Source organism: Microbacterium sp. BDGP8 (assembly GCF_029991045.1).
Classification (GTDB): Bacteria; Actinomycetota; Actinomycetes; order Actinomycetales; family Microbacteriaceae; genus Microbacterium; species Microbacterium plantarum.
This window is the reverse complement of record NZ_CP120712.1, coordinates 1,006,137-1,028,581: the sequence shown is the minus strand read 5'-3', so window position 1 is coordinate 1,028,581 and position 22,445 is coordinate 1,006,137. Positions and strand designations below refer to the sequence as shown.

The 22,445-nt window shown below is 70.2% G+C and carries 17 protein-coding genes and 1 other RNA gene; 3 read left to right on the top strand and 15 right to left on the bottom strand.

Features of this window, described 5'->3' with window-relative positions; all coding sequences use genetic code 11:
* Positions 1–31 precede the first annotated feature (31 nt).
* The 8 genes from P6897_RS04845 to P6897_RS04810 form a co-directional block, all read right to left on the bottom strand.
* The gene (locus tag P6897_RS04845; RefSeq protein ID WP_282502268.1) at positions 32–916 is read right to left on the bottom strand and encodes a carbohydrate ABC transporter permease; all 885 of its coding nucleotides are present in this window, start codon (positions 914–916) and stop codon (positions 32–34) included.
* Positions 917–920: 4 nt separating this feature from the next.
* Positions 921–1,871: a sugar ABC transporter permease gene (locus tag P6897_RS04840; RefSeq protein ID WP_112615035.1), complete on the bottom strand. Its 951-nt coding sequence runs from the start codon at positions 1,869–1,871 to the stop codon at positions 921–923.
* Between the two features lie 5 nt (positions 1,872–1,876).
* Positions 1,877–3,142, bottom strand: a complete 1,266-nt coding sequence (locus P6897_RS04835) for a sugar ABC transporter substrate-binding protein (RefSeq protein ID WP_269266712.1) — start codon at positions 3,140–3,142, stop codon at positions 1,877–1,879.
* 173 nt (positions 3,143–3,315) lie between these two features.
* A complete protein-coding gene (locus P6897_RS04830) occupies positions 3,316–3,729 on the bottom strand; it encodes a DUF4190 domain-containing protein (RefSeq protein WP_112613691.1) in 414 nt (137 codons plus the stop codon).
* Between the two features lie 76 nt (positions 3,730–3,805).
* The gene (locus P6897_RS04825) at positions 3,806–5,266 is read right to left on the bottom strand and encodes an aspartate ammonia-lyase (RefSeq protein WP_112615031.1); all 1,461 of its coding nucleotides are present in this window, start codon (positions 5,264–5,266) and stop codon (positions 3,806–3,808) included.
* Positions 5,267–5,320: 54 nt separating this feature from the next.
* Positions 5,321–6,268 carry a phosphodiesterase gene (locus P6897_RS04820; RefSeq protein WP_282502267.1) on the bottom strand — a complete coding sequence of 316 codons (948 nt, stop codon included), beginning with the start codon at positions 6,266–6,268 and terminating at the stop codon, positions 5,321–5,323.
* Between the two features lie 23 nt (positions 6,269–6,291).
* Complete coding sequence (locus P6897_RS04815; RefSeq protein WP_112613687.1) at positions 6,292–6,627, bottom strand: peptidase; 336 nt, start codon at positions 6,625–6,627, stop codon at positions 6,292–6,294.
* Positions 6,624–7,868 (bottom strand): inorganic phosphate transporter, encoded by a 1,245-nt coding sequence (locus P6897_RS04810; protein ID WP_274177524.1) that lies wholly within the window; start codon positions 7,866–7,868, stop codon positions 6,624–6,626. The genes P6897_RS04815 and P6897_RS04810 overlap by 4 nt, the downstream gene beginning before the upstream one ends.
* Before the next feature lie 265 nt (positions 7,869–8,133).
* On the opposite strand from P6897_RS04810, the gene P6897_RS04805 reads away from it, so the two are divergent.
* Positions 8,134–10,227 carry a S9 family peptidase gene (locus tag P6897_RS04805; protein ID WP_282502556.1) on the top strand — a complete coding sequence of 698 codons (2,094 nt, stop codon included), beginning with the start codon at positions 8,134–8,136 and terminating at the stop codon, positions 10,225–10,227.
* Between the two features lie 20 nt (positions 10,228–10,247).
* Here P6897_RS04805 and recR read toward each other — a convergent pair whose 3' ends face one another.
* Positions 10,248–10,841 (bottom strand): recombination mediator RecR, encoded by a 594-nt coding sequence (gene recR, locus P6897_RS04800; protein WP_112613685.1) that lies wholly within the window; start codon positions 10,839–10,841, stop codon positions 10,248–10,250.
* Positions 10,842–10,844: 3 nt separating this feature from the next.
* A complete protein-coding gene (locus tag P6897_RS04795; protein ID WP_282502266.1) occupies positions 10,845–13,151 on the bottom strand; it encodes a DNA polymerase III subunit gamma and tau in 2,307 nt (768 codons plus the stop codon).
* Between the two features lie 90 nt (positions 13,152–13,241).
* Between P6897_RS04795 and P6897_RS04790 the strand changes: the two genes are divergently transcribed.
* Positions 13,242–14,375, top strand: a complete 1,134-nt coding sequence (locus P6897_RS04790; RefSeq protein ID WP_282502265.1) for an NAD(P)-binding domain-containing protein — start codon at positions 13,242–13,244, stop codon at positions 14,373–14,375.
* A gap of 36 nt (positions 14,376–14,411) precedes the next feature.
* Here P6897_RS04790 and P6897_RS04785 read toward each other — a convergent pair whose 3' ends face one another.
* From P6897_RS04785 to ffs, 5 genes are all read right to left on the bottom strand, one after another.
* Positions 14,412–16,991: a glycosyl hydrolase family 65 protein gene (locus P6897_RS04785; protein ID WP_112613679.1), complete on the bottom strand. Its 2,580-nt coding sequence runs from the start codon at positions 16,989–16,991 to the stop codon at positions 14,412–14,414.
* A gap of 65 nt (positions 16,992–17,056) precedes the next feature.
* On the bottom strand, positions 17,057–17,785 hold the full coding sequence (locus P6897_RS04780) for an HAD-IA family hydrolase (protein WP_114588030.1): 729 nt from the start codon (positions 17,783–17,785) through the stop codon (positions 17,057–17,059).
* Between the two features lie 25 nt (positions 17,786–17,810).
* A complete protein-coding gene (locus P6897_RS04775) occupies positions 17,811–19,040 on the bottom strand; it encodes an acetate kinase (RefSeq protein ID WP_282502264.1) in 1,230 nt (409 codons plus the stop codon).
* Positions 19,037–21,154 (bottom strand): phosphate acetyltransferase, encoded by a 2,118-nt coding sequence (pta, locus tag P6897_RS04770; RefSeq protein WP_282502262.1) that lies wholly within the window; start codon positions 21,152–21,154, stop codon positions 19,037–19,039. The genes P6897_RS04775 and pta overlap by 4 nt, the downstream gene beginning before the upstream one ends.
* Before the next feature lie 93 nt (positions 21,155–21,247).
* An RNA gene (ffs, locus tag P6897_RS04765) (signal recognition particle sRNA small type) lies at positions 21,248–21,344 on the bottom strand.
* A 107-nt stretch (positions 21,345–21,451) separates the two neighbouring features.
* Here ffs and P6897_RS04760 point away from each other — a divergent pair.
* On the top strand, positions 21,452–22,444 hold the full coding sequence (locus P6897_RS04760) for a MoxR family ATPase (protein WP_282502260.1): 993 nt from the start codon (positions 21,452–21,454) through the stop codon (positions 22,442–22,444).
* Position 22,445: the final 1 nt, after the last annotated feature.

Genomic DNA, 22,445 nt, shown 5'->3' with positions numbered 1-22,445 from the left:
GGATGCGGCGACGCGGAGGTCGGCGCGTGGGTCACTTCAGACCGGTGGTGGCGACGCCCCGGATGAACCAGCGCTGCAGGAAGACGAACAGCACGATGATGGGCGCGATGACGAGCACGGATCCGGCCAGGAGCAGTCCGTAGTTGGTCGCGTTCTGTCCCGTCGAGTAGAGCGAGAGCGCGACGGGAAGCGTGTACATCTCCTCGGTCTGGGCCGCCACCAGCGGCCAGAGGAAGTTGTTCCAGGAGGCGAGGAACGTCAGGATGCCGAGGGTCGCGAGCGGCGGCCCGCACAGCGGCATCACGATGCGCGAGAAGATGCGCCACTCCCCCGCCCCGTCGAGGCGGGCGGCCTCGAGCAGCGCGTCGGGGATGCCCATGATGAACTGCCGCATGAGGAACACGCCGATGGGGGCGGTGATGAAGGGGAGGATGAGCGCGGGGTAGGTGTTGACGAGCCCGAGCGAGGAGACCATCACGAACAGCGGCACGAAGGTGACGACCCCCGGCACCATGAGCGTCACCATCACGAGGAGGAAGAGCACCTTCTTGCCGGGGAACTCCATCTTCGCCAGGGCATAGCCCACCATCGAGCAGAACACGATGTTGCCGAGGACGGTGACCACCGCGACGATGAGGCTGTTGGCGAAGAAGTGTCCGAAGTCGAGAGGCCCGAACCACTGCGCGAAGTTCTCGCCCGTCGGGTTCTCCGGGAACCACGTCGGCGGGCGGCGCAGAATCTCCCCCTGCGTCTTGACCGATCCGAGCACCATCCACAGGAACGGGATGAGCCAGAGGGTGAGTCCGACGGCCAGCACGGTGTAGGTGATCGCACGCGGACCGAACCGACGGCGGCGGCGCCGCGGAACGGGCGGCGGCGTGACGGTGTCCACCACGGGAGCGGGGATGGTTGTCATCGGGTCAGTCCTTCGAACGGAGCAGTCGGAACTGGAGCAGGCTCAGCAGAGCGATGGCCAGGAACAGGACGTAGCTGGCGGCGGAGGCCAGTCCGTACTCGCCGAAGCCGAACTGCTGGAAGGTGTAGTACGCCACGGACAGGGTCGAGTCGAGCGGCCCGCCCTTGGTCATGACGAACGCCTCCTCGAAGAACTGCAGGTAGCCGACGGAGATGAGGACCGCCCCGAGGAGGATCGTCGGGCGCAGCAGCGGCAGGGTGACCGAGATCAGGCGCCGCCACGATGACGCGCCATCCATCGTCGCCGCCTCGTTGACGTCCTGCGGAACGGCCTGCAGGCCCGCGAGGAAGATCACCATGAGCGTGCCGACGTTGCGCCACACCGCCATCATGATGAGCGAGGGCAGGGCGAAGGCGGGGTCGTTGAGCCAGTTCGGGCCATCGATGCCGACGAGCGCCAGGGCCGAGTTGAGGAGGCCGTCCGGCTGGAGGATGTAGCGCCAGACGACCGCGACCGCGACGATGCTCGTGACGACCGGCGCGTAGAAACCCACCCGGAAGAACGCGACGATGCGGCCGCCGCCGCTGTTGAGGGCGAGCGCGAGGGCGAGCGCCAGCACCATCGTCACGGGGATGCCGACCACGACGAAGACCGCGGTGACCCCGAGGGACGTGATGAAGCGCGGGTCCCCGAAGAGCGTCGCGAACTGGTCGAGCCAGACGAAGTTCACCGCGAACGGCGAGGTGATGTCGCGAGCGGTGAAGTCGGTGAACGACATCGCGAACGACCCGACGATCGGGAAGAGCATGAAGACGGCGAACACGGCGACGAAGGGCAGGCAGAACGCCCAGGCGATGAGTGCCTGACGCTTGCGCAGCCGTGCGTGCAGCCCGTCGGGGCGGGAGGCCCCGCGGCCGGAGTCGGCTCCGGCCGCGGGGAGGGTGGTGGTGGACATCGAGGTCACTCGAGTCCGATCGCGTCGGCGTCGGCCTGCAGCTTCTGCAGCACCGCGGGAACATCCGCTCCGCCGCGACGCAGCTGCTCGAGGGCCTGGTCGCCCTTGGCGGCCACCTGCACCCAGCTGGTCGTCACGGGCGGGGCCTTGGCGGTCTGCAGCTGCTCACCGAAGGTCGTCAGGCTCGCGTCGTCGGCAAGGGCGGGCGCATCCCACGCGGCCTGGAGAGCGGGCAGGTCACCCGTCGTCTCGTAGAACGCCGCCTGAGTCTCCGGCTCGCTGAGCCAGCGGACGAGCTTCCACGCCGACTCGGCGTTCTTGCTCTGGTTGAACACGACGAGGTTCGCGCCGCCGCTGAAGGACACCGACCCGGTGTCGGCGGGCAGGACGGCCGTCGCGTACTTCGAGGCGAAGTCCGCACCTCCGAGCAACTCGAGCTGACCGCGCAGGAACGGCCCCTCGACGACCATCGGCGTGGTTCCGGCCACGAACTCCGCCTCTGTCGCGCCGGCGGAGATGTCGGCGTTCGCGTCGGCGAGCCCCTTGTCGAAGAAGCTCTTGTAGTACTCCAGCCCCTTCGTCATCTCGGGGGTGTCGAGGGTCCAGGCGTCACCGTCGGTGAGCTCGGCACCGGCGGACCACGGCATCCACATGGCGCCCTGGAACGAGTCGTTGCCGCCGGGCATCCGGATGCCGTACTCGGCGCCCGCCTTCTCCTTCATGTCGGCGGCGAGCTGCTGCAGCTCGTCCCACGTCGTCGGAGCCTGGGACCAGCCGGCCTGCTGCGCGAGGTCGGTGCGGTAGTACAGCACGCGCGTATCGACGTACCACGGCACACCGGCGGCGCGGTCGTCGAACTCCGTCGTGCTGAGGGCGCCGGGGAAGAAGCCGTCGGTCGCGATCTCGGCCGGGACGGTGGCGAACGCGTCGCCGAAGTCCGCCATCCACGTCGAGCCCACCATGGCGACGTCGGGGGTGTTCCCACCCGCGATCGCCGTCTGGAACTTGTTGTGCGCCGCGTCCCACGGAATGGCGGTGACGTCGATCTTCACGTCGGGGTTGGCTTCCTGGAACTCCTTGACGAACTCCGGCAGGGCCTCGCCCTCCGCACCCATCGCCCATACGCTGATCGTGCCCGTGGCCGGGCTGTCATCGATCGTCGTGACCTCTGCGGGCCCGGCCGCCGACTCGTCTGCACGGCCGCAGCCGGTCAGGATGAGCGACACCGCAGCGAGGGTGGCGATGCCGCCTGCCACTGTCTTGAACTTCACGTCTTCCTCCTTGAATCGCGGGATCGCCGCGGCGATCAAAGCGCTTAACCATTGCGCTAGCGACGAGTTTAAGCGCTTTGACTGCGCGGACGCAAACGTCCCGAGCGACTCCTGAGGTGGGCAGACGAAGAGCCCCCGCGGACGTTGTCCGCGGGGGCTCTTCGGGACGCGAACTACCGCACGGAGGAGCAGGACTGCGTCTGGCCCCACACCGTCACGGTGTCGGCGCCCTCGACCACGCAGGTCTGATAGATCTCGTTCGCCGCGTTGCCGAAGACCGAGAAGAGGACGATCGCGACGACCACACCGATCACCATGAAGACGGCGCTGATGATGATCGCGGCGAGAGCGAGGCCGTTCTTACGGCCCGCCTTCTTGCTCTGGACGAGCGCCACGATTCCGAGGATGAGACCGACGAGCTGCAGCCCGACGGGAACCAGCGCGAGGATGAACGCGACGATGCCGAGGGTCTTTCCCGGCACCGGGGCGTTCGGGTTCTGGTACGACGCGTCGGAAGACGACGTCGGGTACGCCGGCGGCTGGTAGGCCGGAGGCTGCGGCGCGGACGGGTTGTTCGGGTCGGTCATGGGATCCCCCGGTCGGTCGGAAAGCGATGAACAGCCTCGACGTTATCGACAGCGGGCCCCGCGGCACAAAGCCTTGTCAGCCCGAGACGCTCTCCTCGGCGTCGGCGAGGACGATCGGGATGGCCGCTGTCACGGCCTGCAGACCCGACAGGCGCGCGGGCGAGAGCTGCTTGTCGACCTCTTCGCGCGACATCAGCCCCGCCTCGACGACGAGATCGCCCACGTTGCGGTGCGTCAGCAGCGCGGTCTTGGCCAGGGCCGCTGCCGCGGCGTAGCCGATGAAAGGCGTCAGAGCCGTCACGACACCGACCGAGGACCCGACCATGGCCCCGAGGCGCTCACGGTTCGCCGTGATGCCGTCGACGCAGTTGACGCGGAGCGTCCGCATCGCCCGCCGCATCCAGGTGATCGACTGGAAGATGGAGTGCGCGATGATCGGCTCGAAGGCGTTGAGCTGCAGCTGACCGCCCTCGACCGCCATCGTCACGGTCAGGTCGGCGCCGGCCACCGCGAAGGCGACCTGGTTGACGACCTCGGGGATCACCGGGTTGACCTTGCCGGGCATGATGCTCGACCCCGCCTGCCGGGCCGGCAGATTGATCTCACCGAAGCCAGCCTGGGGTCCGCTCGAGAGCAGCCGCAGGTCGTTGCTGATCTTCGACAGCTTGATCGCGTTGCGCTTCAGCGACGACGAGAACGACATGAACGAGCCGGTGTCGCTGGTCGACTCGACGAGGTCGACGGCGCTCGACAGATCGAGGCCGGTGATCTCGCGCAGATGGCGGACGACAGCGGGGCGGTACTCGGGATGGGTCGTGATGCCGGTGCCGATGGCGGTCGCGCCCATGTTGATCTCGTAGAGCAGCGAGGCGTTCTCGCCGAGGCGGGAGTGATCCTCCCCCAGCGTCGTCGCGAAGCCGTGGAACTCCTGCCCGAGCGTCATCGGGACGGCGTCCTGGAGCTGCGTGCGACCGACCTTGAGGACGTCGTGGAACTCGACGGCCTTCGTGAGGAACGATTCGCGCAGCAGCGCCAGCTCGTCGAGCAGCCCCTCCAGGTCGAGGGCGAGACCGACCTTGATCGCCGTCGGGTAGACGTCGTTCGTGGACTGGCTGCGGTTCGTGTGGTCGATCGGCGACAGGAACGCGTAGTCGCCCTTGGGACGCCCCGCGAGCTCGAGGGCGATGTTGGTGATGACCTCGTTCGCGTTCATGTTCGTCGAGGTGCCGGCACCGCCCTGAACGACGCCGACGACGAACTGGTCGTGGTACTCGCCGTCGATGACGAGCTGAGCGGCACGGTCGATCAGGTCCGCGCGCTCGGCATCGAGCACCCCGATCTCGCGGTTCGCGCGCGCCGACGCCTGCTTGACCATCGCCAGGGCCCGGACGAGGTCGCGATAGACGGAGATCGGCCGCTGCGAGATCGGGAAGTTCTCGAGGGCACGAGCGGTGTGCACGCCCCAATAGGCGTCGGCGGGAATCTCGAGCGAGCCGAGCGAATCGGTCTCGGTGCGGGTGGCGGGAGTGGACGACATCATGCGCTGGTCCTTGTGGGTCTCACGGCGATGGGAGGGACGGTCCCAGCCTAGTCAGCGCTTGCGCGAAAACGCCTCGAGACGCTCCTGCGGCGACAACCGCGCCATGTCGGCGACCCATTCGGCGGAGAAGTACTCGCCGGTCGGAGCCTCGACGACGGGCACGACGGTGTGGGTGATCACCTCGTCGTAGACGTGCACGAGCTGGAACGCCTGGCCGGCGTCCATGCCGTTGACCGCCTGCGGCGGGCGCTGGAGGTTCATCGTGTAACACGTGGCGGAGGCGACGGAGACGGGAATCCCCGCGAAGGTGCCGGACGTGGAGTAATGCAGGTGACCCGCGAGGATGCCGCGCACGTCCGTCCCTGCGATGGTCTCGGCGAGGGCGTCCTGGTCGCGCAGCTCGAGGATGTCAAAGAAGGGCACGTGGCTGGGCAGCGGCGGGTGATGCATCGCGAGGATCGTGCCGTGTGGCGCGGGCTCGGCGAGGATCTCGTGCAGCCAGTCGCGCTGACGCGCGTCGATCTCACCGTGGTGCCAGCCGGGCACCGTGGAGTCGAGGGCGATCAGGCGCAGGCCCGCCAGATCCCAGACCCCGGTCAGCGGTTCCTGCGTCGGGGGCCCGCCGAACAGCCCCACGCGCATCGCGTCGCGCTCGTCGTGGTTGCCGGCCACCCACACGACCGGTGCACCCAGGCGGTCCGCGACGGGCTCGACCGCGTCGCGGAGGCGGCGGTAGGCGTCCGGCTCGCCGAGGTCGGTCAGGTCGCCGGTGAAGACCAGCGCGTCGGGTCGGACGCCGGTGCGCTCGATCGCCGCGAGCGTGGCGTCGAGATTGGCCTCGACGTCGTAGCGCCCGCCGAGCGCGGCCCCGCCCGCCAGGAGGTGGGTGTCGCTGACGTGGACGAGGACGTGCGCCGCGGGCTCGTGACGCCCGAAACGCACGGATGCCGCGCGGTCGCGAGGCTGCGTGGAACCGTCCGACGGCACTGCTGAGGTCATGGCCACAGCCTATTCCGGGGGTCCTACCGTCCCGCCACGATGAGGACGATGCCGCCGAGGACGGCGAGACCGCACAGGGCGAAGGCGCCGTAGGCCGTGACGAGCGCGATCCTCTTCTGCCCCGCCGTCAGCGGATTCTTCTTCGCCGCCTTGGCCGCTGCCTTCGCGTGGCGCCGTGCCTGCTTCTCACTGATGACGGCGATCGCGTCGGTGAACTCCGCGGGAGTCACCACCGGCACCCGGCCCGCGCGCACCAGCATCCGGAGCCCGAGTGCGTAGAAGCCGACGACGAGCACGGCGCCCGTGATGGCCGCCGCGAACACCTGGACGAAGGCGAACCAGTCGATCGAGACGTTCATCGCTCGCCCTCCGTCTGCTCCGAGCCCGAGCTCTTCGCCGCGGCCGCCGCCTTCGCGCGCCGCTGCCGCCGCGTGGGCGGCGGATCGGAGGGCACGTCGACGGCCAGGCCGGAGTCGGCGACCTCGCTCATGGCGTTGCCCGCGTGCACCTCGTTGCGGCGCGAGCGGAGGAACAGCGCCAGCACGATCGCGACGGCGGCGATCGCGTCGATGACGATGCCCACCGGGCCGAGCCACACGACCAGGAGCGCCGCCACGGCGCCGACCGCGCCCGACGCGGGGAGCGTCAGCAGCCAGCCGACGGCGATGCGGCCGACCGTGCCCCAGCGGACCGTCGAGCCGCGGCGTCCGAGTCCGGAGCCGATCACCGAGCCGGATGCGACCTGCGTCGTCGACAGCGCGAAGCCGAGCGCGCTCGAGGCGAGGATCGTCGACGCCGTCGACGCCTCGGCCGAGAAGCCCTGCGCGGGCTTGACGTCGGTGAGCCCCTTGCCGAGGGTACGGATGATGCGCCATCCGCCCATGTAGGTGCCCAGCGCGATCGTGACGGCGCACGCCACGATGACCCACAGCTGCGGTTCGGCGTGCTCGGCGCTCTGCCAGCCGGCCGCGATGAGGGCGAGCGTGATGACGCCCATCGTCTTCTGAGCGTCGTTCGTACCGTGGGCGAGCGCGACGAGCGACGACGTGAAGATCTGGCCCCAGCGGAATCCGTCGCGGCCGTCCGGCTTTCCGTCGTGGCGACGGGTCACGGCGTAGGCGACCTTCGTGACCGTGAAGGCGATGAGGCCGGCCGTGACGGGGGCGATCAGCGCCGGGAGGATGATCTTGCTCAGCACGACGCCGAAGTCGATGGCCATCGCGCCGACGCCCACGAGGGTCGCGCCGATGAGGCCGCCGAAGAGGGCGTGCGACGAGCTCGACGGGAGGCCGAGCAGCCAGGTGAGCATGTTCCACGTGATGGCGCCGATCAACCCCGCGAAGATCAGCGGCAGCAGCGCGGTGGCGGCGAGCTGATCCTCGTGGATGATGCCGTGCGAGACGGTCTTGGCGACCTCCGTGGACAGGAAGGCTCCGACGAGGTTGAGGCCGGCGGCCAGGAGGACGGCGACCTTCGGTTTCAGGGCCCCCGTCGCGATCGGCGTCGCCATCGCGTTGGCGGTGTCGTGGAAGCCGTTGGTGAAGTCGAAGAAGAGTGCCAGTCCGATGACCAGCAGAAGAATGAGTACAGCGGTTTCCACTGTGCGCTCTCTGTGCGTGCGGGCCCGCGAGCGCGGGTCCTCGAGTACGGGTCGGGATGCCGCGGCAGCGGCGGGCGCGAACGAAGAGTTCACCGTCTGTTCAGGGTCCGGCAACCGGACCATCGAATCCTGCCACACCATCGCCGTCACCGTGAATCCGAGCGGCCGGATCAGGCGGCCGCGGCGCTAGCGTGGAACGGTGACCGACACCCGCGACATCCCCACTCCGTCCCCCTCCGACGCGCCGGCGGCCCCCGTTGCAGCCGTGCGCGAGCACCGCCGTACGCACCACGACGACGAGTTCGTCGATCGCTACGAGTGGCTGCGCGAGAAGGAAGCCGGCGAGGTCGTCGCGCACCTCGAGGCCGAGAACGCGTACACCGACGCCCGCACGGCGCACCTGAGCGGGCTGCGCGAGCGGATCTTCGAGGAGATCAAGGGGCGCACCCTCGAGACCGACCTGTCCGTTCCGAGCCGCCGCGGCGACTGGTGGTACTACAGCCGCACGGTCGAGGGCAGCCAGTACGGCATCCACTGCCGCGCTCCCCTGGTCTCACCCGATGACTGGACTCCCCCGCAGCTCGAACCCGGCGTCGACGTCCCCGGCGAGCAGGTGCTGCTCGACGGCAACCTCGAGGCCGAAGGAGCGGAGTTCTTCTCGCTGGGCAGCTTCGAGGTCTCCACCGACGGTTCCCTGCTGCTGTACGGCGTCGATACCGAGGGCGACGAGCGGTACACCCTTCGCCTGCGCGACATCGCCAGCGGCGAGAACCTCGCCGATGAGATCGCCGGCACCTTCGCCGGAGCCTCGCTGTCACCGGACGGCCGGTTCGTCGTCTATTCCACCGTCGACGACGCCTGGCGACCCGACTCGGTCTGGCTGCACGAGATCGGCACCGACACGGCCTCCGACGAACGCCTCTTCCACGAGCCCGACGAACGGTACTGGGTGGGTGCCGGCTTCACGCGCAGCGACCGGTATCTGGTGATCGAGGTCGGCTCGTCGATCACGAGCGAGGAGTTCCTCGTGCCGGCCGACGACCTGCGGGCGGAGCCGCGCTCGGTGTGGCCTCGCCGTGAGGGCGTGGAGTACTCCGTCTCGCACGCGATCGTCGACGGCGCGGATGTGCTCTACGTCCTGCACAACGACGACGCGCTCGACTTCGAGCTCGTGCGGGTCTCGGCCGAAGACCCGATGGGTGCGCGCGAGGTCGTGCTCCCCCACCAGCCGGGACGCCGTCTGGAGGGCCTCTCGACGTTCCGCGACTGGGCGCTGCTCGGCTACCGGCGCGACGGGCTGCAGCGTCTCGGCATCTTCGACTACGCCTCGGGCTCGGTCACCGAGCTCGAGTTCGACGAACCCCTCTACACGGTGGGCTCCGGCGGGAACCCCGAGTGGGCGCCGCCCGTCCTGCGTCTCGGCTACGGCTCATTCGTCACCCCCGGCACCGTCTACGACTACGTCGTCGCGACCGGAGACCTGCTGCTGCGCAAGCGCCAGCCGGTGCTGGGCGGCTACGACCCCGCGGACTACGAGCAGCGACGGGTGTGGGCGACGGCCGATGACGGAACGCGCATCCCGGTCTCGGTCGTCTGGAAGCGGTCGTTCGGAGACCCCGCGGACGGGGCGAGCGGTCAGCCCCGCGCCCTGCATCTGTACGGCTACGGCTCATACGAGCACTCGATCGACCCGGCCATGTCAGTGGCGCGCCTGTCGCTCCTCGACCGCGGCGTCGTATTCGCCGTCGCTCACGTGCGCGGTGGCGGCGAGATGGGGCGGCAATGGTACGAAGACGGGAAGCTGCTGCACAAGCGCAACACCTTCACCGACTTCGTCGCCGTCGCCCGCCACCTCGTCGAGACCGGCTACACCTCGCCCGACCGGATGACCGCCGAGGGCGGATCAGCGGGCGGACTGCTCATGGGCGCCGTGGCCAACCTCGCCCCCGAGCTGTTCGCCGGAATCCTCGCCGCGGTCCCCTTCGTCGACGCGCTGACGACGATCCTCGATCCCTCCCTGCCGCTGACGGTCATCGAGTGGGACGAGTGGGGCGACCCGCTGCACGACCCGGACGTCTACGCGTACATGAAGTCGTACTCGCCGTACGAGAACGTCCGCGAGGACGCGACGTACCCGCGCATCCTCGCGGTCACCTCGCTCAACGACACCCGCGTGATGTACGTCGAGCCCGCCAAGTGGGTCGCCCGCCTGCGCGAGGTCGGTGTCGACGCGTTGCTGAAGTGCGAGATGGTCGCCGGTCACGGCGGCGTGAGCGGCCGGTACAACTCGTGGCGCGAACGCGCCTTCGAGCTCGCCTGGCTGCTCGACGTCGTGGGTCTCGCAGACCAGCGGGCCTGACCCCGCCTCGAGGGATGCCGTCAGAGCTGGCGGCGTCCCTCGAACGCCCGGCCCAGCGTGACCTCGTCGGCGTATTCGAGGTCGCCCCCGACGGGAAGGCCCGATGCCAGGCGCGTGACCCGGATCTCGAGGGTCGTCAGGAGGCGGCTGAGGTAGGTCGCCGTCGCCTCGCCCTCGAGGTTCGGGTTCGTGGCGAGAATGACCTCCTGCACGGTGCCGTCGGCGAGGCGCTGCATGAGCTGCGCGATGCGGAGGTCGTCGGGGCCGACGCCGCCGATGGGGCTGATCGCTCCGCCGAGCACGTGGTAGAGGCCCCGGAACTCACGGGTGCGCTCGATCGCGGCGACGTCCTTGGCGTCCTCGACGACGCAGATGAACGTGCCGTCGCGCCGCGGGTCGCGGCAGATCGCGCAGCGGTCCTGCTCGGACACGTTGCCGCAGATATCGCAGAACCGTACGCGTTCGCGCAGCTCGCCGAGCAGGTGCGAGAGCTTCGAGACGTCGAAGGTCGGGGTCTGCAGGATGTGGAACGCGATGCGCTGCGCCGATTTCGGTCCGATGCCGGGCAGGCGGCCGAATTCGTCGATGAGGTCCTGGACGATGCCGTCGTACATGGCTTAGCCGAATCTCGTGGGTGAGGTGAAGGGTTCTTCGCGGACGAAGGTGGCACCGAGCATCTGGCGCACGACCGCCTCGCCGTATCGCTCGATCCCGCCCCGCGCGGGCGCCGCGTTCGCTCGACCGTTCGAGGGCGCGGCAACGGGGGCGGCAGCGGGCCGTTCGGGACCGGAGCCGTTCCGGTCTGCGGTCGGAGGCGCGGCCGTGGGCCGCTCCACGGCGACCGGCGCGCGCGGGGGCAGCGGCGCGTAGTCGTCGACGGGCGGCGGCGGGTAGTCGCGGTCCTCCTCGTCGATGGGCGGCAGAGGCTCGGGGTACGGGTCGACGTCACCGTCGTGGGGGGCCGTGAGCGTGCGCACGGGCGCCGCGACGGCATCCTCGGGCTCGTCGTCCACCGCGAACTGCGGCGCCGGGTCGCCCTGCGGAATCGGCGCAACCGCCCACTCCGTGACGGGGGCGGCGTAGGAGGAGGAGCCGGAGGGTGACGCGGTTGCGGTCGGGCGGCCGCCCGCCGGCGCCGAGGGGGCACCCGCGGCCCGCTGACCGCCCGGAGCCTGCTGCGACGAGGGCGCCTGCACCGGCTGCCGCTGATCCGTGGAGGGCTGCTGCCGGGGAGCGCCGCCGGGCTGCCCGCCGGCAGGCGGAGGTGTGGGCCCGCCCGGGGCCGGTCCGCCGCCGGGGTCGGAATCGTGACGAGCGACGTACTTCACTCGCACCCCGAGAACGCCGAGGATCGCGCCGCGCAGGTCTTCGCTCGGGCCCTTGCCGGCGTTGAGCTTCTTGAACTGCAGGACGTCGGACTGGCTCTGGAACGAGAGGGTGAGCACGCCGGTCTCGGAGAAGGCGACGGGCGAGGCGACGGAGGCGATCATCCACGAGGTGCGGCTGATCGTCTCGAGACGCTGCAGCACCTCGGGCCAGGCGTCGCGCATCTGCGCGAGCGTCACGGTCGACGGATCGCGCGGTTCCGCCGGGGCCGCGGCCGCCGAGCCGGATGCGGCCGCCGCAGCGCCGGTCGCCGGCGCGGACGGCTGTGCCGTGGGAGCGGGCGAGGCCGCTGCACGGTCGGGCTGCGCGGAGGCCGGAACCTGCGCCGGAGCGGGGGTGACGATGCGTGGCGGGGCTGCGGGCGCGGACGCGGGCGACGAGGCATGCGACGCGGGGGCCGCGGCGACCGGCGCCTGATCGGCTGCGGGAACGCCGTGCTGGGCCGCGGCGAGCACACGCGCGACCAGCAGCTCGAGCTGCAGCCGCGGTGATGTGGCCCCCGACATCTCGTCGAGCGCGGTCACGACGAGATCGGCCGTGCGCGAGAGACGGTCGGTGCCGAAGAGCGCGGCCTGGCGTCCCATCCGTTCGAGCTCTTCGGCGGACACGCCGCGCAGCACGGCGGATGCGCCCTGGCCGGTCGCCGAGACGATGATGAGATCGCGGAGGCGCTCGAGCAGGTCGTCGACGAACCGCCGCGGGTCCTGGCCCGTCTGGATGACGCGGTCGACGGCCGCGAAGGCCGCCCCAGCGTCGACGGCGCCGAACGCCCCGACGACCTCGTCGAGCAGCTCGGCGTGGGTGTAACCGAGCAGGGCGACGGCGCGCTCATACGCGACGGCGCCGTCGTCGGAGCCGGCGATCAGCTGGTCGAGCAGCGACAGCGTGTCGCGCGGCGACCCTCCCCCGGCACGCACGACGAGCGGGAGGACACCGGCTTCGACCTGCACGCCCTCCTGGGCGCAGAGCTGCTCCACGTACTCGAGCATCGCCGCGGGCGCGACGAGACGGAACGGATAGTGGTGCGTGCGCGAGCGGATCGTGCCGATGACCTTCTCGGGCTCGGTCGTCGCGAAGATGAACTTCACGTGGGCCGGCGGCTCCTCGACGAGCTTCAGCAGGGCGTTGAAGCCCTGAGCCGTGACCATGTGCGCCTCGTCGAGGATGAAGATCTTGAAGCGGTCGCGAGCCGGGGCGAAGACGGCGCGCTCGCGCAGGTCGCGAGCATCGTCGACACCGTTGTGGGATGCCGCATCGATCTCGACGACGTCGAGCGATCCACCGCCGCCGCGGCTCAGCTCGACACAGCTGTCGCAGGTGCCGCACGGGGTGTCTGTGGGTCCCTGCGCGCAGTTGAGGCAGCGGGCGAGGATGCGGGCCGAGGTGGTCTTGCCGCAGCCGCGGGGACCGGAGAAGAGGTACGCGTGACCGACGCGGTCGGAGCGGAGCGCCGTCATCAGGGGTTCGGTCACCTGCGACTGGCCGATCATCTCGCCGAACGCTTCGGGACGGTAGCGGCGGTAGAGGGCGGTGGTCACCCAGACAGACTACGGCGTACCGCTGACACCGGCCCTGTCGGCATCCGCCACCGCGGGAACAGCGCGCGCCCGCGCGCGGTTGCACCGGGCATGGAAGCCGCCCGGGTCGACGTCGTCGTGATCGGCGCAGGGCAGGCCGGTCTCTCCGCCGCCTACCATCTGCGGCGTCGCGGGTTCGTCCCGGTCGCCCCCGGAGACGCACCCTCCGATGCGCCCGTGCGAACGTTCGTCGTGCTCGACGCCGAAGACGGCCCCGGCGGCGCCTGGCGGCACCGGTGGGAGTCACTGCGGATGGAGACCGTGAACGGCATCCACGAGCTGCCGGGATTCGCCGTGCCGCCGGCCGATCCGCGGGCTCCGGCACGCACCGTGCTGCCGGCCTACTTCGACGACTACGAGCGCCGCTTCGACCTCCGCGTGCATCGCCCCGTGGAGGTGCGGCGCGTCGAACGCGAAGACGCCGATCCGCGCGGTCGTCTGCGCGTGGTGACGGGCACCGGGTCATGGTCGGCCCGCTGGGTCGTCAACGCCACGGGGACGTGGCGCCGCCCGTTCTGGCCCCGCTACCCGGGAGCCGAGACATTCGCCGGCCGTCAGCTGCACGTACACGACTACGTCTCGGCCGACGAGTTCGCCGGGCAGCGGGTCGTCATCGTGGGCGCCGGGATCTCGGCCATCCAGTTGCTCGACGAGATCTCCCGCGTCGCCGACACCTTCTGGGTGACGCGCGACGAGCTGCGGTGGGATGCCGGCGGGTTCGACACCGCCGCGCGCATCGCGGCCATCGCGGGGGTCGAGGAGCGCGTGCGGCAGGGGCTTCCTCCCGGTAGCGTCATCTCGGTCACCGGCCTGCACTGGAATCGCTGGGCGGAGTCGGCGCAGCAACGCGGCGTGCTCGTGCGGCATCCGATGTTCGAGCGGATCGAGCCGACCGGGGTGCGCATGCCGGACGGCGGTCTTGAGCGCACCGACGCCATCCTGTGGGCGACGGGATTTCGAGCCGACATCCCCCACCTGGCACCGCTGGGCCTGCGGACCGCCGCCGGCGGCATCCGGGTCGCGAACGGGCGGTCGGTCGACGAGCCGCGGCTCTTCCTCATCGGCTACGGCCCGTCGCAGTCGACGGTCGGAGCCAACCGCGCGGGCCGCGACGCCGTCCGCGCGATCATGACCGACGCGACCGCCACGGCCGCCGGGGCACGCGAGGTCGCTGCGCGGGCCTGACCCGCCGTAGACGAGGACCGGATGCCCCGGCGTCCGTCAGGAGTCGGTGCTCACCTGCTGGTCGGCGAAGGTCTGCGCGTAATCATCGACGACGGGGATCTCGCCGGTGATAACGGGGACCTCCGTCGTCACCGTGGGGATGGACGTCGTGACGGTCGCATCCGGGATCGACGCCGACAGCAGCGACCCGTCCTCGCGCCTGGCGTCGGCGAGCTGACGCAGCGACGGCCGCCCCGAGAGCAGCGGGCCCTGACCCGCGAGCGGTATCCGGACGGTCTCTCCGCCCTCGACCCGCACGTCGCGTCCGCGGACGGAGAATTCGACCGCGTCGCCGGGGCCGGCGGCGACCGTCATCGCATCGGCCGTGAGCGTGATGTCGAGGCGCGTGCCCTGCCAGTGCAGCGTGTACTCCAGCGAGGGCCAGTCACGCGGCAGACGCGGGTCGAAGCTCAAGGCGCCGTAATGGTCGCGCATGCCGCCGAAGCCCGACACGAGGGCGGTCCACACACCGCCGGCGGAGGCGACGTGCACTCCGTCCGACGCGTTGCTGTGGAGATCGCCGAGGTCGACGTAGATCGACTCGAGGAAATACTCCAGCGCGAGGTCCTGGTATCCGACCTCGGCCGCGAGGATCGACTGCACCACACCCGACAGAGTCGAGTCGCCGGTCGTGAGCGGGTCGTAGTACTCGAAGTCGGCCAGCTTCTCCTCGTCGGTGAAGTGGTTGCCCTGGAGGAACAGCGCGAGCACCACGTCCGCCTGCTTGAGCACCTGGTAGCGGTAGATCACGAGCGGGTGGAAGTGCAGCAGCAGCGGACGTTGGCTGTCGGGGGTGTTCTCGAGGTCCCACACCTCGCGTTCGAGGAAGACCGCGTCCTGAGGATGGATGCGCAGCGACTCGCTGAACGGGATGAGCAGCGCTTCGGCCGCCCGCTCCCACCCGTCGGCCTCGGCCGGGTCGAGGTCGAGGCGCTCGGTGAGGGCACGGTACGCCTCCGGCGCCTGCTCGGCCATGTCGCGGACCGTGCGCGCCGCGAAACGCAGGTTGAACCGCGCCATCACGTTCGTGAACAGGTTGTCGTTCACGACCGTCGTGTACTCGTCGGGGCCGGTGACGCCGTGGATGTGGAACGACTCGGCGTCACCGTTCTCGCTGAAACGCCAGAACCCGAGCGTGGACCACAGCCGCGCCGTCTCGACGGCGATGTCGACCGCCTCGCGGTAGAGGAAGTCGACGTCACCGGTCGCCCGCACGTACTTCGCGAGGGCGAAGCTGACGTCGGCGTTGATGTGGTACTGCGCGGTGCCGGCGGCGTAGTAGGCCGACGCCTCTTCGCCGTTGATGGTGCGCCAGGGGAACAGGGCGCCCGCCTCGTTGAGCTGCCGGGCGCGGCGGCGTGCGGCCGGCAGCATCAGGTAGCGCATGCGCAGCGCGTTCCGGGCCCAGAGGGGCGTCGTGTAGGCGAGGAACGGCAGGACGTAGACCTCGGTGTCCCAGAAGTAGTGTCCGCTGTACCCCGAACCCGTCACACCCTTGGCGGGGACCCCCTGCCCGTCGGCGCGGGCGGCCGCCTGCGCGAGCTGGAACAGGCACCACCGGGTCGCCTGCTGCAGGTCCTCGTGGCCGCCGATACGGACGTCGGAGCGGCGCCAGAAGTCGGCGCACCACGCCGCCTGCCGCTCGAACTGGACCTCGACGCCCTCCTCGCGAACCCGGTCGAGCACGCGACGGCTCCGCTCGACGAGCTCGCGGGCGGGCACGCCGCGCGAGGTGTGGTAGCTGACGAGCTTGGTCACGGTGATCGGAACGCCCCGGCGCGCGTTGACGCGGAAGACGTTCTTGGCGATGTCGGGTTCGACGAGTCGCCGTGTCGAGAACTCGTTCTCGGTCTCGATCAGATGATCGGCGACGACCGACACCGTCATGCCCGAGTTGGACGACTTGTACGACAGCACCGACCGGCCGTCCTCGTCCTGCCAGTACTCCTGGGGCTGGAGGACGCGTTCCTCGATCTTCTCGGTCTTGCGCGGGTCGAAACCGGGAGCAGCACGGCCCGGCGCCGAGCCGCCGTAGACGTCCTCGCCGTCCTGGCGGTTGACGATCTGGCTGCTCACCGACACCGGAGCGTCGGAGTTGAGCACCGTCACCGTCAGCCGCATGATCGCCAGGTGCTTCTGCTCGAACGACACGAGGCGCTCGAAGTCGACCTGCACTTCCTTGCCGCTGGGGGTGACCCACAGCAGCTTGCGCGTGAGGACGCCGGTGCGCATGTCGAGCACCCGCTCGTAGTCGCGGATGTCGGCGATGTCGAGCGAGAGCGGCTCGTCGTCGACGTAGACGCGCATGACCTTCGCGTCCGGCGCGTTGATGATCGTCTGACCGACCTCGGCGAAGCCGAAGGCCTGTTCGGCGTGGCGGATCGGGAAGATCTCGTGAAAACCGTTGATGAAGGTGCCGTGCTCGTGCGCGTATCGCCCCTCGGGGTGATTGCCGCGCAGCCCGAGGTAGCCGTTGCCCACGGCGAAGAGCGTCTCGGTGACGCCGATGTCCTCGACCGAGAACCTTCTCTCGACGAGACGCCAGGGGTCGACGGGGAAGCGATCGCGATCGATCATGATGGCCTTCCGGAGGACGGGTTCCCGCTGCTGGAGGCGGGCGATGCGGGCGGGTGTAGACGTGATCAGACGAAGGCGTCGAGGTCGTCGACGACGACGTGGGCTCCGAGCGCACGCAGCGCATCGGCGCCGGCACCGCGATCGACGCCGACCACGAGAGCGTAGCCTGCCGCGACGGCCGACTCGACACCCGAGTGGGCGTCCTCGATGGCGACGGAGCGGGCCGGGTCGACGCCGAGCATGCGCGCCCCCTCGGCGAAGACGTCGGGCGCGGGCTTGGAGGGCAGATGACGCTCTTCCGCGACGACGCCGTCCATGACGACGGGGAACCTCTCGAGCAGGCCCGCGACGGCGAGGACCTCGCGCGCGTTCTTCGAGCTCGAGACGACCGCGATGGGGGTCCCGGCTGCCTGGAGCTTGTCGACCAGGGCGAGCGATCCCGGGTAGGGCGCGATGCCTTCGGACCGCAGGACGCGCTCGAACACGGCGTTCTTGCGATTGCCGATGCCGCAGATCGTGTCCGCTGACGGGTCGTCGCTCGGATCGCCCCACGGCACCTCGACGTCACGCGAGCGCAGCAGGCTCGCGACGCCGTCGTACCGCTTCTTGCCGTCGAGGTGGCGGAAGTAGTCGTCGGCGGTGTACGCCGGTGTGATGCCCCAGGCGCTGAAGAGCTCGGTGAACATCGTCTGCCAGGCGTGCATGTGCACGTCGGCGGTCGGAGTGAGCACGCCGTCGAGGTCGAACAGGACGCCGTCGTAGGTGGTCAGGTCGGGAAGCTCAGCCGAGGTCACGGAACCAGCGTAATGAGTCGGGCAGTCACTCCGTCACGGCGATGGTCTGCCGGGCGATCTCCAGCTCCTCGTTGGTCGGGACGACCAGGACCTCGACGCGCGAGGCGTCCGTGGAGATCCGGCGGATGCCGCGCCCGCGCTGCTCGTTGCGGGCCGGATCGATCGCGATCCCGGCGAACCCGAGCGTCTCGAGTGCCGCGGCACGCACCTGCGGAGAGTTCTCGCCCACGCCCGCGGTGAAGGAGATGACGTCGACCCCGCCGAGCTCCGCGAGGTACGCGCCGGCGTAGGCGCGCAGCCGGTGGGCGTAGACCTCGAACGCGAGCGTGGCCGCCTCGTCGCCGCGGGCGACGCCCTCCTCGATGTCGCGCATGTCGGAGACCCCGGCGAGGCCGAGCATTCCGCTGCGCTTGTTGAGGAGGTCGTCGAGCTGCGGGATGGTCATCTCGGCGCGTCGGGCGAGGTGGAAGATCACCGCGGGGTCGATGTCGCCCGAGCGCGTGCCCATGACGAGGCCCTCGAGGGGCGTCATCCCCATCGACGTGTCGACCGAACGACCGCCGTCGATCGCCGTGACGGATGCGCCGTTGCCGAGGTGGAACACGATCTGGCGCAGCTCGGCGAGCGGTCGCCCGAGGTGAGCGGCCGCGGCTTCGGAGACGAACTTGTGGGAGGTGCCGTGGAAGCCGTAGCGGCGGACGCGGTGGGCCTCGGCCAGCGCGGTGTCGATCGCGTAGGTGTAGGCGGCAGGTGGCATCGTCTGGTGGAAGGCGGTGTCGAAGACCGCGACGTGCGGCAGGTCGGCGAAGGCCGCCTTCGCCGCGCGGATGCCCTGCAGCGCACCGGGGTTGTGCAGCGGCGCGAGCACCGACAGCTCGTCGATGTTGATCTCGACGAGAGGCGTGATGAGCGTGGGCTCGAAGAACCGCGCGCCACCGTGGACGACACGGTGGCCGACGGCGACGGGCGGATGCTGCTCGAGCGACGGGCCGTTCTCGGCGAACGCGTCGAGCATGAGCTGGAAGCCGGCCGTGTGGTCGGCGATCGGCAGCTCGCGCTCGGAAGTGGCGTCGGTGGCGGTCACGGCAGGCTCGCCGGCAGCGGCGGGCGGGAAGAACACGGTGTGCTTGACCCGGCCCTGCTCCTGCCCGATGCGCTCGACGAGACCCGATGCGTGAGGGATGCCGGTCTCGGCGTCGATCAGCTGGTACTTGAACGACGACGAACCGCTGTTGATGACGAGCACGATGCTCATGCGGATGCCCCTCCCTGGGCCTGGATCGCGGTGATCGCGATCGTGTTGACGATGTCTTCGACGAGGGCTCCGCGGGAGAGGTCGTTGATGGGCTTGTTCAGGCCCTGCAGGACGGGGCCGATCGCGACGGCACCGGCCGACCGCTGGACGGCCTTGTAGGTGTTGTTGCCCGTGTTCAGGTCGGGGAAGACGAACACCGTCGCCTTGCCTGCGACGGACGACCCGGGCATCTTCTTGGCCGCGACGGCGGCGTCGGTCGCCGCGTCGTACTGGATGGGGCCTTCGACCAGCAGCTCGGGAGCGCGATCGCGGACGAGGGCGGTGGCCGCGCGCACCTTGTCGACGTCGGCGCCGGTCCCCGACTCCCCCGTCGAGTACGACAGCATCGCCACGCGCGGGTCGATGCCGAACTGGCGGGCCGTCTCGGCCGACGACACGGCGATGTCGGCGAGCTGCTCGCTCGTGGGGTCGGGGATGACGGCGCAGTCGCCGTAGACGAGGACGCGGTCGGCGAGCGCCATGAGGAAGACGCTCGAGACGACCGAGACGCCCGGCTTCGTCTTGATGATCTCAAAGGCCGGACGGATCGTGTGCGCCGTCGTGTGCGCGGCACCCGAGACCATCCCGTCGGCGAGACCGAGGTGCACCATGAGCGTGCCGAAGTACGACACGTCGGTGACCGTGTCGGCCGCCTGGCCGTACGTCATGCCCTTGTGCGCGCGGAGGCGCTCGTACTCGCGGGCGAACTTGTCGACGTGCACGGCGTCGAAGGGAGAGAGGATCTCCGCTCCGCGCAGGTCGAGACCGAGCTCGAGCGCGCGCGAGCGCACCTCGATCTCCTCTCCCAGCAGCGTGATGTCGGCGATGCCGCGGGCGAGCACGATCGAGGCCGCGTGCAGCACGCGATCATCGTCGGCTTCGGGGAGGACGATGCGGCGGCGGTCGGTGCGGGCCCGCTCGACCAGGCCGTAGGCGAACATCAGCGGGGTCACGACGGTCGAGCGTGCGAGCCCGAGTGCCTCGGTGAGCTCATTGGTGTCGATGTGCCGCTCGAACAGGGCCGCCGCCGCCTCGTAGTGGCGCCGGGAATCGGCCGCGAGGCGCCCGCGGGTACCCATGATGCGGGCTGCGGTCTCGTAGGTGTCGAGGTCGGTCGCGATGATCGGCAGCGTCTCGCCGACGCCGTCGATCAGACGGTCGACCGCCTCGGGCAGGGGGAATCCGCCGTTGATGACGATCGCCGAGAGCGAGGGGAAGGTCCCCGACCCGTGCGCGAGCAGGGTGGCGAGCAGAACCTCGGCACGATCGGAGGGGATGACCACGACCGAGCGCTCGCTGAGCCTCGGCAGCACGTTGACCATCGACATCGCACCGATGACGACCCCGAGCACCTCGCGCCCCAGGAGGTCGGCGTCGCCCTTGACGAGCGACCCCTCGACGGCGGCGAGGACGGTGCTCACCGACGGCGAGACGAGGAAGCGGTCCTCCGGCACGGCCCAGACCGGGACGTTCTGCGGTACCGCACCGCGCACGGCCTCGACGATCTCGTCGAGACGATCGCCGTCGGCACGGTTGGCGACGACGGCGAAGAGCTCGGCGCGGTCGCCCCGCAGCTCGGCGACGGCCAGCGAAGCGATCTGCCCCATCTCGTCGGGGGTGCGTGCCGGGGCCGAGCCGAGCTTCTCGCCGCCGCCCTGGCCTGCTCGGCCGCCGAGCACCAGCAGGACCGGCGCCCCGAGGTTCACGGCGATGCGACCGTTGTAGCTCAGCTCGGCGGGAGAACCGACATCCGTGTAGTCGCTGCCCATGATGACGACGGCGTCGCACTTGGCCTCGACCGACTTGTAACGCTCGACGATGCGGGAGAGCGCACCGTCGGGGTCGCGCCGCATGTCGTCGTAGGTGACCCCGATGCACTCGTCATACGCGAGGTCGACGCCGTCGTGGTCGAGCAGCATCTCGAGGACGTAGTCGCGTTCCTCCGTCGACCGGGCGATCGGCCGGAAGACTCCGACGCGAGGCGCGACGCGGCTGAACGCCTCGAGCACCCCCAGCGCGATGATCGACTTCGCGGAATGGCCTTCTGCGGACGTGATGTAGATGCTCTGAGCCACGGGTTCAGCCTAAGAGGGAGAGGCCTGACCACGAGCCGTGAATATCCCCACGGGTCGTGGCGGCGGGTGCCGCAGGCCACGACGGTGGGGGAAAAGTAAGACTCTCCGCGAACCCGGCAGAGCCCGGTTACCCTTGCTACGTTTCCGTCCTGGGGGAGTTGGCCTGGATGCCGCCTCGCGGAGAGCTGTCACCATCCTAACCCGGAACCTGAGTCCTCCCGTCACCGGGGACGGTTAGGCTCTCGCCAGATGGGCGCGACGCGGCGGGGCACGCGGCGCCGAGAACGAGGGGATCGCATGACCAACGACGGCACCCAGGCGGCTTTCGGCCCGGACCGGTTCGCCGCCACCACCGAGGCGATCTCGGCGAGCATCGCCCGCGTCATCGACGGCAAGCCCGAGGCGGTGCGCTCCGCGCTCGTGTGCCTCCTCGCCGAGGGGCACCTCCTCATCGAGGACGTGCCCGGGGTCGGCAAGACGATGCTCGCGCGGGCGCTCGCCGCGACGGTGGATGCCACGGTGCGCCGCATCCAGTTCACCCCGGATCTGCTCCCCGGCGACGTCACGGGCGTGAGCGTCTTCAACCAGGCCGATCGCGAGTTCGAGTTCAAGCAGGGGGCGATCTTCGCCCACATCGTCATCGCCGACGAGATCAACCGCTCCTCCCCCAAGACGCAGTCGGCGCTGCTCGAGGCGATGGAGGAGCGTCAGGTGACGGTCGACGGCCGAACCCACGCGCTGCCCGCGCCGTTCCTGGTGGTCGCGACGCAGAACCCTCTCGAGATGGAGGGCACCTACGCCCTGCCCGAGGCGCAGCGCGACCGCTTCATGATGCGGATCTCGATGGGCTATCCCGATGCCGCCTCCGAGGCGCGGATGCTACGCCAGCGCGACACCGTCAACCCGCTCTCGTCGCTCGCTCCGGTCATCACCGCACGCGAGGTGCAGGATCTCATCGCGTGGGCCCGCAGCCTGCACGTCTCACCCGCTGTCGAGGAATACGCGGTCGCGATCGCGCGGGCGACCCGCGACCACCGCGACCTGCGCCTCGGGGCCAGTCCGCGAGCCACGCTGCAGCTGGTCCGCGCCGCGAAGGTGTGGGCAGCGCTCGACGGGCGCCCCTTCGTCATCCCGGACGACATCGTCGCCCTGCTGCAGCCGGTCTTCGCTCACCGACTCATCCCGGCACGCACGACCGGCGCCTCCCGCGGCAAGAGCGGTGCCGAGGTGGTCGAGGCCGCGCTCGCCGACATCGCCGCGACGGTGCCGGTGCCTCTCCCGGTCCGCTGAG